This window comes from Microvirga pakistanensis, from assembly GCF_004458765.1.
Lineage (GTDB): Bacteria > Pseudomonadota > Alphaproteobacteria > Rhizobiales > Beijerinckiaceae > Microvirga > Microvirga pakistanensis.
Map to the genome: position 1 here is coordinate 24,032 of NZ_SPJX01000156.1, position 11,864 is coordinate 35,895.

The following is an 11,864-nucleotide window of genomic DNA, read 5'->3' on the forward strand; positions in this document are numbered from 1 at the left end:
TGAAATGGAGCGTCAACGCCGGAAGAGCAAACTCGCATCGCCGTAGGAATAGAAACGATAGCCCGTCTCGATGGCGTGGGCATAGGCCGCGCGCATGCAATCCAGTCCGGAGAAGGCCGACACCAGCATGAACAGGGTCGAGCGCGGCAGGTGAAAATTGGTCATCAGCACGTCCACCGCCTTGAAGCGGTAGCCGGGGGTGATGAAAATCGCCGTATCTCCGGAGAACGGCGCGATGGTGCCGTCCTCGCGGGCGGCGCTCTCGAGCAGCCGCAGCGAAGTGGTCCCCACCGCCACGATCCGCCCTCCCCGCGCCCGCGCTTCGTTAAGCGCCCTGGCCGTATCCTCGGTGATCGTGCCCCATTCCGCATGCATGCGGTGCTCGTCCGTGTCATCCGCCTTCACGGGCAGGAAGGTGCCCGCGCCCACATGCAGCGTCACGAAATGGCGGGCGATGCCACGCTCGTCGAGGCGGCGGAACAGCTCCTCGGTGAAGTGCAGGCCCGCCGTCGGAGCCGCAACCGCGCCCTCGTCCTTGGCATAGACGGTCTGGTAATCGGTTCTGTCCTTCTCGTCGGTGGCGCGCTTTCCCGCGATGTAGGGCGGGAGCGGCAACTCACCGAGCCGGGCGATGGCCTCGTCGAGGAAGGGGCCGGAAAACGAGAATCGAAGAGCGACGTCGCCGCCCTCGCCTTTCTCGACCACCTCCGCATCGAGGCGCACGAGTTCGCAGGCCGTGCTTTCAGAATCCTCGCCGAAGCGAATGCGGTCGCCCACGTTCAGCTTCTTGGCCGGACGCGCGAAGGCGCGCCAGCGATCGGCCCCTTCCCGCTTGTGCAGCATGATCTCGACCCGCGCGGCGGTGTCCTCGCGCACGCGCAGGCCATAGAGCCGCGAGGGAATGACCTTGGTGTTATTGAGCACCAGCACGTCGCCAGGCTGCAGTAGGTCCGGCAGATCGCGAACGATCCGGTCTTCGAATCCGCTCTCCGGTTTGACGATCAGCATGCGCGCGGAATCCCGCGGCTCCATGGGACGGAGGGCGATGTTCTGCTCGGGGAGATCGAAATCGAAGAGGTCGACGCGCATGAAGATATCTCAGAACGTCATGGCCAAACCCGGTCCGGCCATCCACGCCTTTCGGGAATTGAAGACGTGGATGCCCGGGACGGGCCCGGGCATGACGATTGAAAAGCCGAAGGGCTTTAAGCCGCGTCGGCGGCAACCTTCATGGAGACGATTCGATCGGGATCGCGGACGGGTTCGCCGCGCTTGATCTTGTCCACGTTCTCCATGCCCTCCGTGACCTTGCCCCAGACGGTGTACTGCTTGTCGAGGAAGCGGGCGTCGTCGAAGCAGATGAAGAACTGGGAGTTGGCGGAATGCGGCTGGTTGGTGCGCGCCATGGAGCAGGTGCCGCGCACATGCGGCTCGGCGTTGAACTCGGCCTTCAGGTCCGGCAGGTCGGAGCCGCCGGTGCCGGTGCCGTGCGGGCAGCCGGTCTGGGCCATGAAGCCCTCGATCACGCGATGAAAGGCGATGCCGTCATAGAAGCCCTTGCGAGCCAGGGTCTTGATGCGCTCCACGTGACCGGGGGCGAGATCCGGGCGCATTTCGATGACCACGCGGCCCTTGGTGGTTTCCATGATGAGGGTGTTTTCCGGATCTGCCATCGGTCTCTCCTGAAGCGGGTTGTTGGGCAAAGGTCTAATCCTGCCCGTTCACATAGGTCGGGCATCGACAAAACGGAAGGCAAAGATGCGGCCTGCGATGGCCGCTCCAAAGCTTTCGGTGAAGGGAAAGGGCGTGCAGCGCTCGAAAGCCTCACGGACGGAACGCGTGAAAGGCTCCCGCTGCTCTCCCTCAGTTCCCGGTTTGTAGTAGGTGATCCGCGGCTTCCCCAAGACCGCGCCGTCACGCTTGAAACTGAGGCGCAACGTGATCTCCTGGCCGGAATAGCCGCTCCCGCCTGGGGGGCGCCAGCAGGCCTGAAGGGCTTGGAACACCTCCCGCAGCGTATTGATGCGCTGCGGCGCGGCCGCGTTCGGATCCGGCCTCACGACGCCCTGGATGCCCTCGGGCAGGCTGGGCGGCGGCTCATAGGGTTCGTACCACTCGTCCCGCCAACCGAGGGGGCCATCCTCCTGCGCGGCCGCCACGGACACGGAAGCCGTCGCAAGGAGGAGCGCGGCGGTCGCCGTTCGCGCTCCGGCTGCCCAAGTCCGCCCCATTACTTCGCGTCGGCGGCGAGCTGCATCTTCACGATCTTGTCGGGGTTCGAGACCATGCCGTTGGCGGCGGCATTCCCCTTCTTGATCTTGTCGGCCACGTCCATTCCGGACACCACCTCGCCGAAGAGCGTGTACTGGCCCGTCAGCGGACCGCAGCCCTCATAGCAGATGAAGAACTGCGAATTGGCGGAGTTCGGGTTCTGCGACCGGGCCATGCCGACGGAGCCGCGCTTGTACTGGGTGTTGGTGAATTCCGCCGGGATGTCGGGCAGGCTCGACTTGCCCGTGCCGGTGCCGGTGGGATCGCCGGTCTGGGCCATGAAGCCTTCGATCACCCGGTGGAACACGATTCCGTTGTAGAAGCCCTGCTTGGTGAGCGCCTTGATCTGCTCCACATGCTTGGGAGCGAGGTCCGGGCGCAGGCGGATCGTGATGCGGCCATCCTTCGTGTCGAGGAAGACGGTGTTCTGCGGGTCGGCCGCCTGCTGGGCCGAGGCCGGGACGAGGCCGGCCAGCACGAGCGCACCGGCTGCGAGCAAACGCTTCATGGGTTGGGTTCTCCTTTGAGCAACGAAAATTCTTATGGCCGCGTGAATTTGGCCTTGAGGCGCTCCGCGACAAGACCAGGCACGAAGGCCGCGACATCGCCCCCCATGGCGGCGATCTGCCGGACAAGCGTGGCGGTAATCGGGCGGACGGGGGGCGAGGCCGCAAAGAAGATCGTCTGAATGTCGGGTGCCATGGCGGCGTTCATGGACGCCATCTGGATTTCGTAGTCGAAATCCGTGCCGTCCCGCAGGCCACGGACGATGAGGCTCGCCCCATGGCGCCGGGCGGCATCCACGGCGAGGTCGCCGAAGGTGGCGACCTCCAGCTCCACGCCGCTCGCCTGGAGCACGGGCCCGCAGACCGCCCGCAGCATCTCGGCCCTCTCCTCTGCGGCGAAGATGGGTGCCTTCGAGGAGTGAACCCCGATGGCCACGACGATCCTGTCGGCCACGCGGCAGGCCTGGCGCAGAACGTCCAGATGGCCGTTGGTGACCGGGTCGAAGCTGCCGGTATAGAGGGCGGTGCGTGTCATGCGCCTTAGGCGTAGCCGGATTGGAGCTGCCGGGCAAGCTGCGCGTGCGTTGGCACACGGCAGGCCGGACGGGGGCGTGAAATAGTCCAGTTAACGTAAGGTCAAGATTTCAGGAGCCTCCCGATGATCGTCCGCCTCCTCGTCGTCGCCATTGCGGCCGTGGTGGTTCTCAGCCCGGCACTTGCAAGCCTGGGCTGAAACATCAGCGTCAACGACAATAAAAAACCCGCCGACCGGGGCCGGCGGGTTTGATCGTTAAAACGGGAGGCGACTTACCCCTCCGCAGCCTCGCCGCCCTCGGCTCCGGAGTCGTCGACGCCCTCACCTTCCTCGGCATCCTCACCCTCGATGTGTTCCACCGAGACCACCTTCTCCTTGTCGCGCGTGGAGAAGATCGTGACGCCCTGCGAATTGCGGCCGACGACGCGGATGCCGTCCACCGGCACGCGGATCAGCTGGCCGCCATCGGTGACGAGCATGATCTGGTCGGCGTTCTCCACCGGGAACGAGGCCACGAGCTGGCCGTTGCGGCTGTTGACCGCCATGGCCGTGATGCCTTTGCCGCCGCGACCGGTGATGCGGTACTCGTAGGACAGGGTGCGCTTGCCGTAGCCCTTCTCGGAGACCGTCAGGATGCACTGCTCCCGCGCGCTCATCTCCGCGTAGCGCTCCTGCGAGAGGCTGAAGTTGCCGTTCTCGGCCTCCTCCGCATCCTCCGCCCCATTGGTGTCGGCATCGCCGTTCGCCTGTTCGCCCATGACGGCGCGGCGCATCTTGAGATAGGCGGCGCGCTCCTCGCCGGTCGCGTCCACGTGGCGCAGGATCGCCATGGAGATGATCCTGTCGCCCTGGCCCAAGTTGATGCCGCGCACGCCCATGGAGTCGCGGCCCTTGAACACGCGCACATCCGTCACGGGGAAGCGGATGCACTGGCCCTTGGCCGTGGTGAGCAGCACGTCGTCGTGCTCCGAGCAGATCTGGACGTCGACGATGTGCTCGCCCTCGTCCAGCTTCATGGCGATCTTGCCGCCGCGATTGACCTGCACGAAGTCCGACAGCTTGTTGCGACGGACCGTGCCGCGCGAGGTGGCGAACATCACGTCCAGCTTGTCCCAGGACGCCTCGTCCTCCGGCAGCGGCATGATGGTGGTGATGCGCTCGCCCTGGCTGAGCGGCAGCATGTTCACCAGCGCCTTGCCCTTGGCGTTCGGAGCCGCGAGCGGCAGGCGCCACACCTTCTCTTTGTAGGCTTGGCCCTCGGACGAGAAGAAGATCACCGGCGTGTGGGTGTTCGCGACGAAGAGGCGGGTGACGAAATCCTCGTCCCTCGTCACCATGCCGGAGCGGCCCTTGCCGCCGCGGCGCTGCGCCCGGTAGGCGGAGAGCGGCACGCGCTTGATGTAGCCGGCGTGGGAGACCGTCACCACCATGTCCTCGCGGGCGATCAGATCCTCGTCGTCGAGATCGGAATCCCAGTCCACGATCTGCGTCTTGCGCGGCGTGGCATAGGCGTTGCGGATCTCGGTCAGCTCGTCCTTGATGATGCCCATGATGCGGGCGCGCGAGCGCAGGATCTCGAGATAATCGGAGATCTCGGCCGCGAGCTTGGAGAGCTCGTCGCCGATCTCGTCACGGCCCAGGGCGGTGAGGCGCTGCAGGCGCAGGTCGAGGATCGCGCGGGCCTGGGTCTCGGACAGGCGATAGGTGCCGTCCTCGTTGATCGTGTGGCGCGGATCGTCCACGAGCGCGATGAGCGGCGCGATGTCGTGGGCCGGCCAGTCGCGGCCCATGAGGGCCTCGCGGGCGGCGTTCGGATCGGGCGCCGTGCGGATGAGGCGGATCACCTCGTCGATGTTCGCGACCGCGATCGCCAGGCCGCACAGCACGTGGGCGCGCTCGCGGGCCTTGTTGAGCAGGAACTTGGTGCGGCGCGACACCACTTCCTCGCGGAAGTCGACGAAGGCGCGGATCAGGTCCTTGAGCGTCATCTGCTCGGGACGGCCGCCGTTGAGCGCCACCATGTTGGCGCCGAAGCTCGTCTGCAGCGGGGTGTAGCGGTAGAGCTGGTTGAGCACCACGTCCGCCATGGCGTCGCGCTTGATCTCGACGACGATGCGCATGCCGTCGCGGTCGGATTCGTCGCGCAGGTCGGCGATGCCCTCGATCTTCTTCTCGCGCACGAGCTCGGCGATCTTCTCGATCAGCGAGGCCTTGTTCACCTGATACGGGATCTCGGTGAAGATGATCGCCTCGCGGTCCTTGCGGACCTCCTCGATCTCGGACTTGGCCCGCATGATGATGGAGCCGCGGCCCGTCGTGTAGGCCGAGCGCGCGCCCGAACGGCCGAGGATCAACGCGCCGGTCGGGAAGTCCGGACCGGGGATGATCTCGATCAGCTCCTCGGCGGAGATATGGGGATTGTCGATATAGGCCAGGCAGCCGTCGATGACCTCGCCCAGGTTATGGGGGGGCATGTTGGTGGCCATGCCCACCGCGATGCCGCCGGCGCCGTTGACGAGCAGGTTCGGGTAGCGGGCCGGCAGGACGGTCGGCTCGTCCTTGGACTCGTCGTAGTTGGGGGTGAAGTCGACCGTGTCCTTGTCGATGTCGTCGAGCAGCGGCATCGCCGCCTTGGCGAGGCGGGACTCGGTGTAGCGCATCGCCGCCGGCGGATCGCCGTCCACGGAGCCGAAATTGCCTTGCCCGTCCACGAGCATGAGGCGCAGCGAGAAGTCCTGCGCCATGCGCACCAAGGCGTCGTAGATCGCGCTGTCGCCATGCGGGTGGTACTGACCCATCACGTCGCCGACGATGCGGGCGGACTTCACGTATTTCTTGTCCGGCGTGTAGCCGTTCTCGTGCATCGAGTAGAGGATGCGCCGGTGCACCGGCTTGAGGCCGTCGCGCGCGTCGGGAAGAGCGCGGCTCACGATCACGCTCATGGCGTAATCGAGATACGACCGCTTCATCTCGTCGACGATGGAAATCAGCTTGATGTCGCTGGCCGGCTGGTCCCCGCCGGGGCCGCCGGAGCGGATATCGTTCGGATCGGTCAAGGTTGGTCTTTCTTAATACGGTCTGCCCCATCGCGAGAGGCGGCTGGCATGCCGCTTCGGCAAGCTGCCAGAGCATCGAACCCAGAAGTGGAAACCACTTCTGGGACCCATCCGATGCCCTCTTCCGAGCAGCGCATCGCCTGTTGCGGAAAACCGGGTCCACATTTCCGCACGACGCGCTAGGCAGCCTCGCGAATCCATTGAAATTCAGATCCTTAGATGGCGGTTTTCTGCACCATTTTCAAGGTTTAAGAGGGGTTTTCCAGATGCAAGAGGACGCGGCCCGGCCAAGCCTCGAATGGGGGCGAGCGGGCTTCGCGCAAGGTTGCAGGCTTTCCGGAGGATCGGGCCGCCTCAAGCCCTCAGCAGAAGAGCCGTCGTGTCGTCGCTGAGCTTGAACCGGGGATAAAGCCGCCCGTCCGGGTCGATCGTCGTCTCGATCTCCCTCGCCGTGGCGGCCAGGGGCTCCAGCCCGGACGCGACGGCGGCCTCCATCAGGCCCTTGGCGTCGAACGCACGATAGAGGTCGACCAGGGCCGAGAAGCCGTCGCTGGCGAGCAGGATCGTGGTGCCGTCCTCGCAGGCCACGCTCTCGTGCCGCAGGCGGCCGGCGGCATCCGGGTTGAGGCTCAGGAGAGCCGCCGGAACGCCGCTCCTGCGCTGCCGCTCGCGACGCTCCCCGAGCCAGGCGAGGAAAATCGGCTCGGCGAGGATGTCGTCAGGCCGGGAGCCCGCAGCCCGCATCAGTTCGGCCGCCTTGGCTGATTCGAAATCCCGGAGACCGGGAGCCTCGCCCAGGGTCAGGACAGCCCCGTCGGGCTGGCGCACGAAAGCCGTGGTGTCCCCGAAGGTCCAGGTTTCGAGAACGCTCCCTTTTCGCCTCACGAGGGTCATCGCGCCGAGGGGCCAGGACACGAAATCCTCGTGCCGCTCCTGGGGCGCGACGGCCCGGTAGGTGGTGCGGACCTCCTCCATCACGTGCCGGACCAGGGCGGCGCCGCACTCGGCATGGGGCGCGAGGTTCGAGAGGCGCTCGTTCGCGAAGGCAGCGAGCCAGGCCGCATCGCTCTTCGGGTGCATGACCGGGGCGGTGCCGGGAAAGATCGAGGTATCGATCACCCAGGCCCAATCCCCGCAGGCTCCGCAGACATCCTCGTTGGCCTTGTCCGGGTGCCCGGGCCAGCTGATCCGGTCCAAAATCGTGAACATCGTTCGTCCCCCCTCGCCAAAAGCGCTGGGGAACCCCATAAAGCAAAGCTGTTCTGAAGGTCCAGCCGATGCTCTTCGACTACATCTCCGCCGCCCTCGTGACCCTGCTGGTCACCCTCGACCCCGTCGCCCTGGCGCCGATCTTTATGTCGCTGACCCGGGGAATGACGGCCGCGGAGCGCCGCCGCGTCGCCACGCGGGCGAGCCTGATCGCCTTCTGCATTCTTGCCTTCTTCGGCCTCGGCGGCGAAGTGCTCCTGCGCCTTCTGGGCGTCGGAATCCCGGCGTTCCGCATCTCGGGCGGGCTGCTGCTGTTCTGGATCGCCTTCGAGATGGTGTTCGAGCGCCGCAACGAGCGCAAACAGCACACCGCCGACATCGCCATCACGGAGGACCATATCCGCAACATCGCGGCCTTCCCCCTCGCCATCCCGCTCATGGCCGGGCCCGGCGCGATCACGGCCGTCATCCTCCTGGCTGGGCGGGCCGACGGGAACCTCGTCTATCTCTCGTCGCTGATCCTCCTGATCGCCTTAGGCATCGTGAGCTGCCTCATCGTGTTCTCCGCGGCCGAGCGCGTCTCCCGCTGGCTCGGCGTGACCGGGAACGTGGTGCTGACCCGCCTGCTCGGCGTGATCCTCGCGGGACTCGCCGTGCAATTCATCATCGACGGCATCGTCGCCTTGCTGCGCCCTGGAGCGTTGTAAGCCTGGGCCCTATATCGAGAAGACCCCATGAAGAAAGCATCCGAATACCGCAAACACGCCGAAGAATGCCGCATCCTCGCCAAGCAGGTTCCCGAGGGACCGCAGCGCGAGCAGCTCCTGGAGATGGCACGTACCTGGGACAACCTGGCCAAGGATCGGGACGAGCTGATCAGGAAGCATCCGGAACTCGCCCTTCCGAACGAGGAGCCCGGCGACTGAAGCGCTCCGGCTGGCCTCAGGCGCTTCGGGCCACCGGCTCCGCCGGCACGGCGAACGGTGCGAAGACCTCGGCCACGCGCTCGTAGACCGCCCGCTTGAACGGTACGACGAGGGCCGGCACATCGGCCAGCGCCTGCCAGCGCCATTCGGAGAATTCCGGCACGGCGCCGCCGTGCGTGAGCGTCACGTCGATCTCGCGCTCCTCGCCCGTGAAGCGCAGGGCGAACCATTTCTGCCGCTGCCCCCTGAAAGGCGAGAGATGGTGCGGCGGGCCGTCATAGGGGGGAAAATCGTAAGCGAGCCAGTCCTGGGTCTCGCCCAGATAAACGGCGCTCGTGACGCTTGTCTCCTCCCGCAGCTCCCGGAAAACCGCCGTCCGAGGGTCCTCGCCCGCATCGATGCCGCCCTGCGGCATCTGCCACTCGTGCCCCGGTACGATGATTTCAGGCCCCGAGCTCCAGAGACGCCGGGCGACCAGCACCTGCCCGCGGGCGTTGAAGAGAGCGATGCCCACATTGGGCCTGTAGTTCGGAACGGACGGCGCGCTCATCGGGACGTCTCCCGCTGCCCATCCCTGATCAGGACATGAAGCCCCGGCTCTGGAACATCCCTCTCGAGCACCAACCATCCCAGGCTTTCGTAATAAGCCCGGCGCCGCTCGCGGGAGAGCAGATAGAGCCGGGTCGCGCCGGTGCCGAAGGCAAAGTCCGCCGCACGATCGACCAGGGCGGCCCCGATGCCCCGCCGCCGGTCCTCCGGCTCGACCCACAGGGCCGCGATCCAGGGCGTGTAGAGAGGTCTTCGCTCCTCGTCGCAGGCGATCAGCGACACCGTACCGACGAACCGCTCGCCGTCATGAGCCACGAAGGCGGTGGGAATGGGACCTGCTCCCAGATTCTGCCGCACGGGACCGGCCAGTTCTTCCGGCGGATGTCCATCGTCCTTCCAGAAAGCTCGCCAGACCCGGTCCGCGACCGCGTCCGCAAAGCCGGGCCTCTCGCGCAGATCGCTGATCGCGATCAACGCAGCGTCTCCAGCAGGCGCTTCACGAGTTCCTGGCGCGGGGCGATGGAGGAGATCACGCCGTATTCATGCAGCGTGTGCGCCCCGTCGCCGTCGATGCCGATGCCGTCGAGGGTCGGCACGCCCAGGGCCGCCGTGAAGTTGCCGTCGGACCCGCCGCCGACGCGGGGGGCCGAGACGAGGTCGAAGCCGATCTCGGCCGCCAGCGACTTCGCATGGTCGAACAGCCGCGCCGTTCCCTCGGTGCATTCGTAGGGCGGACGGTTCATGCCGCCGGTGACCGTGACCTTGAAATCCGGGTTGTGGGGCTCGAGCCCGAGGATCGCCCGCGTCAGCGCCTCCCCGTCCGCCACGGTTTCGACCCGCAGGTCCACCGGGAAGCTGCAATGCTGCGGAATCGTATTCACGGCCGTGCCGCCGGACACCATCCCGACCGTGGTGGTGACGCCGCGGGCGTAATCGGTCATGGCCTCGATGGCGAGGATCTGCCGCGCGGCCTCGTAGATGGCGTTGCGGCCTTCCGCATGGCGCGAACCCGCATGGGCGGGACGGCCCTCCACATGCACGTCGAACCGCCCGACGCCCTTGCGCGAGGTGACCACCTTGCCGCCGTCGCGCCCCGGCTCCGTCACCAGGACATAGGCCGAACGGCGGGCGAGGCTCTCGATGAGCGGGCGCGTCATCGGCGAGCCGATCTCCTCGTCGGGGGTGACGAGATAGACCAGCGGACGGGCGGCCGTTCCCTTGCGGGCGACCTCCTTGAAGGCCTCCAGGCAGTACCAGGCGCTCGCCTTCATGTCGTAGACGCCGGGCCCGTAGAGCCGGTCGCCCTCGATCCGCAGCGGCAGATCCTTCTGGATCGTCCCGACCGGGTGCACCGTGTCGAGGTGCGACAGGATCAGGATCGCGGGCTCGTCGGTCCGGGGGCCGGCGCGCAGGATCAGCGCATCGCCCAGGCCCTGCTCCCCCTTGATGCGCTCGATCGCGACCGGCGCGCCCTTCATCTGCTCGACGACGAGATCCATCATCAGGTTCACGCCAGCCACGTCATGGGTCGGGCTTTCGGTGCGGATCCAGGTGAAGAGGATATCGAGGGCTTGAGAGGTCATCGCGGCTTCGCATCGTCACAGGACAAGGCGGCTTGAGGCCGCTTTCGGGTCTCTTTAGCCCCGTCGTGTGGTGATGTCACGGCCTATCGACCGGGTGTGGAGCCCCAGCATTCGGCCGATCGGGTGTCAGCCACGCGGCAGAGCCAGTCCTTGAGCATCGAAGACGTGAAGGGTTTCGGGAGGGAGCGAGACGCCGATCCGCTCGCCCATGGCGAAGCGCCGCTGTCCCGGCGCGGATACCGTGAAGATCTCGCCGCGATCCGTCTTGCCGTGCAGGATCGTTTCCGCTCCAAGCTGCTCGACGAGCGTGAGCTCGAGCGGGATCGTCGCCCGATCCGCGTCCATGACGGTCGCGGCATGAGGCCGGATGCCGAGAACGATCCTGGAACCAGGTGCGAGATCGAGATGCGGCAGCTTCTGCGGCTTTCCGTTGACCTGCACGCCCACGCCGTCCTCGACCGGTACCGTTTCGGCCTCGATGAAGTTCATGCGCGGCGAACCGATGAACCCGGCCACGAAGCGGTTGGCGGGATTGTTGTAAAGCTCCAGCGGCGTGCCGACCTGCTCGATTCGCCCGTCCCGCAGGACGACGATCCGGCCCGCGAGGGTCATGGCCTCCGTCTGGTCGTGCGTCACATAGATCATCGTGGCGTTGAGCCGCTTGTGCAGGGCGGCGAGCTCCGCGCGCATCACCACGCGCAGCTCCGCGTCCAGATTGGAGAGGGGCTCGTCGAGAAGGAAGATGCCGGGGCGTCGCACGATGGCGCGGCCGATGGCGACGCGCTGGCGCTGGCCGCCCGAGAGCTGGCGCGGCTTGCGGTTCAAAAGGGGCTCGATGAGCAGCATTCTGGCCGCCTCCATGACGCGCTGATCGATCTCGGCCCGCGGCATGCGGCTGTTCTCGAGGCCGAACGCGAGGTTCTGGCGCACGCTCATATGCGGATAGAGCGCATAGGACTGGAATACCATCGCAAGGCCGCGGTCGGCGGCGGAGACATCGTTGACGAGGCGGTCGTCGAGCCGGATCTCGCCCGAACTGGCGCGTTCGAGGCCTGCGATGATGCGCAGCAATGTCGACTTTCCGCACCCGGACGGGCCGACGAAGACCACGAACTCGCCGTCCCGGACTTCGAGGTCGATGCCGTGCAGGACGCGGACGGATCCGTATTCCTTGGTGACTTGACGAAGAACGAGATGACTCACGGCATGGTCCTTCCGGGTAGAATCCG

13 protein-coding genes are annotated in these 11,864 nt (G+C 66.4%); 2 read left to right on the forward strand and 11 right to left on the reverse strand.

What is annotated here, in order from left to right:
* Positions 1–12 precede the first annotated feature (12 nt).
* From queA to E4K09_RS04875, 7 genes are all read right to left on the reverse strand, one after another.
* A complete protein-coding gene (gene queA, locus E4K09_RS04845) occupies positions 13–1,089 on the reverse strand; it encodes a tRNA preQ1(34) S-adenosylmethionine ribosyltransferase-isomerase QueA (RefSeq protein ID WP_134495581.1) in 1,077 nt (358 codons plus the stop codon).
* Positions 1,090–1,205: 116 nt separating this feature from the next.
* Positions 1,206–1,673: a peptidylprolyl isomerase gene (locus tag E4K09_RS04850; protein ID WP_134495583.1), complete on the reverse strand. Its 468-nt coding sequence runs from the start codon at positions 1,671–1,673 to the stop codon at positions 1,206–1,208.
* Positions 1,674–1,721: 48 nt separating this feature from the next.
* The gene (locus E4K09_RS04855) at positions 1,722–2,231 is read right to left on the reverse strand and encodes a hypothetical protein (protein WP_134495585.1); all 510 of its coding nucleotides are present in this window, start codon (positions 2,229–2,231) and stop codon (positions 1,722–1,724) included.
* On the reverse strand, positions 2,231–2,779 hold the full coding sequence (locus tag E4K09_RS04860) for a peptidylprolyl isomerase (RefSeq protein ID WP_134495587.1): 549 nt from the start codon (positions 2,777–2,779) through the stop codon (positions 2,231–2,233). The genes E4K09_RS04855 and E4K09_RS04860 overlap by 1 nt, the downstream gene beginning before the upstream one ends.
* 32 nt (positions 2,780–2,811) lie before the next feature.
* Complete coding sequence (gene coaD / locus E4K09_RS04865) at positions 2,812–3,312, reverse strand: pantetheine-phosphate adenylyltransferase (RefSeq protein WP_134495589.1); 501 nt, start codon at positions 3,310–3,312, stop codon at positions 2,812–2,814.
* Positions 3,313–3,584: 272 nt separating this feature from the next.
* Positions 3,585–6,281, reverse strand: a complete 2,697-nt coding sequence (gene gyrA, locus E4K09_RS04870) for a DNA gyrase subunit A (RefSeq protein WP_244610379.1) — start codon at positions 6,279–6,281, stop codon at positions 3,585–3,587.
* A 441-nt stretch (positions 6,282–6,722) separates the two neighbouring features.
* The gene (locus E4K09_RS04875; protein WP_166802160.1) at positions 6,723–7,577 is read right to left on the reverse strand and encodes a protein phosphatase 2C domain-containing protein; all 855 of its coding nucleotides are present in this window, start codon (positions 7,575–7,577) and stop codon (positions 6,723–6,725) included.
* Positions 7,578–7,645: 68 nt separating this feature from the next.
* Here E4K09_RS04875 and E4K09_RS04880 point away from each other — a divergent pair, with 68 nt between their 5' ends.
* Both E4K09_RS04880 and E4K09_RS04885 read left to right on the forward strand, forming a co-directional pair.
* Entirely contained in the window at positions 7,646–8,284 is a 639-nt protein-coding gene (locus tag E4K09_RS04880; protein WP_134495593.1) for a MarC family protein, read from the forward strand.
* Positions 8,285–8,311: 27 nt separating this feature from the next.
* On the forward strand, positions 8,312–8,503 hold the full coding sequence (locus E4K09_RS04885) for a hypothetical protein (protein ID WP_134495595.1): 192 nt from the start codon (positions 8,312–8,314) through the stop codon (positions 8,501–8,503).
* A 16-nt stretch (positions 8,504–8,519) separates the two neighbouring features.
* Here the strand turns inward: E4K09_RS04885 and E4K09_RS04890 are convergent, their stop codons facing one another.
* From E4K09_RS04890 to E4K09_RS04905, 4 genes are all read right to left on the reverse strand, one after another.
* Positions 8,520–9,053, reverse strand: a complete 534-nt coding sequence (locus tag E4K09_RS04890) for an RNA pyrophosphohydrolase (protein ID WP_134495597.1) — start codon at positions 9,051–9,053, stop codon at positions 8,520–8,522.
* On the reverse strand, positions 9,050–9,526 hold the full coding sequence (locus E4K09_RS04895; RefSeq protein WP_134495599.1) for a GNAT family N-acetyltransferase: 477 nt from the start codon (positions 9,524–9,526) through the stop codon (positions 9,050–9,052). The genes E4K09_RS04890 and E4K09_RS04895 overlap by 4 nt, the downstream gene beginning before the upstream one ends.
* Complete coding sequence (locus tag E4K09_RS04900) at positions 9,523–10,635, reverse strand: M20 family metallopeptidase (protein WP_134495601.1); 1,113 nt, start codon at positions 10,633–10,635, stop codon at positions 9,523–9,525. Before E4K09_RS04900 ends, E4K09_RS04895 begins: the two co-directional genes overlap by 4 nt.
* Positions 10,636–10,761: 126 nt before the next feature.
* Entirely contained in the window at positions 10,762–11,838 is a 1,077-nt protein-coding gene (locus E4K09_RS04905; protein WP_134495603.1) for an ABC transporter ATP-binding protein, read from the reverse strand.
* Between the last annotated feature and the right edge of the window lie 26 nt (positions 11,839–11,864).

Coding starts and splice junctions, on each gene's coding strand:
- E4K09_RS04875 (WP_166802160.1), bottom strand. CDS start 7,577: ATGTTCACGATTTTGGACCGGATCAGCTGGCCCGGGCACCCGGACAAG.
- E4K09_RS04860 (WP_134495587.1), bottom strand. CDS start 2,779: ATGAAGCGTTTGCTCGCAGCCGGTGCGCTCGTGCTGGCCGGCCTCGTC.
- E4K09_RS04850 (WP_134495583.1), bottom strand. CDS start 1,673: ATGGCAGATCCGGAAAACACCCTCATCATGGAAACCACCAAGGGCCGC.
- E4K09_RS04880 (WP_134495593.1), top strand. CDS start 7,646: ATGCTCTTCGACTACATCTCCGCCGCCCTCGTGACCCTGCTGGTCACC.
- E4K09_RS04900 (WP_134495601.1), bottom strand. CDS start 10,635: ATGACCTCTCAAGCCCTCGATATCCTCTTCACCTGGATCCGCACCGAA.
- E4K09_RS04855 (WP_134495585.1), bottom strand. CDS start 2,231: ATGGGGCGGACTTGGGCAGCCGGAGCGCGAACGGCGACCGCCGCGCTC.
- gyrA (WP_244610379.1), bottom strand. CDS start 6,281: ATGAAGCGGTCGTATCTCGATTACGCCATGAGCGTGATCGTGAGCCGC.
- queA (WP_134495581.1), bottom strand. CDS start 1,089: ATGCGCGTCGACCTCTTCGATTTCGATCTCCCCGAGCAGAACATCGCC.
- E4K09_RS04885 (WP_134495595.1), top strand. CDS start 8,312: ATGAAGAAAGCATCCGAATACCGCAAACACGCCGAAGAATGCCGCATC.
- coaD (WP_134495589.1), bottom strand. CDS start 3,312: ATGACACGCACCGCCCTCTATACCGGCAGCTTCGACCCGGTCACCAAC.
- E4K09_RS04890 (WP_134495597.1), bottom strand. CDS start 9,053: ATGAGCGCGCCGTCCGTTCCGAACTACAGGCCCAATGTGGGCATCGCT.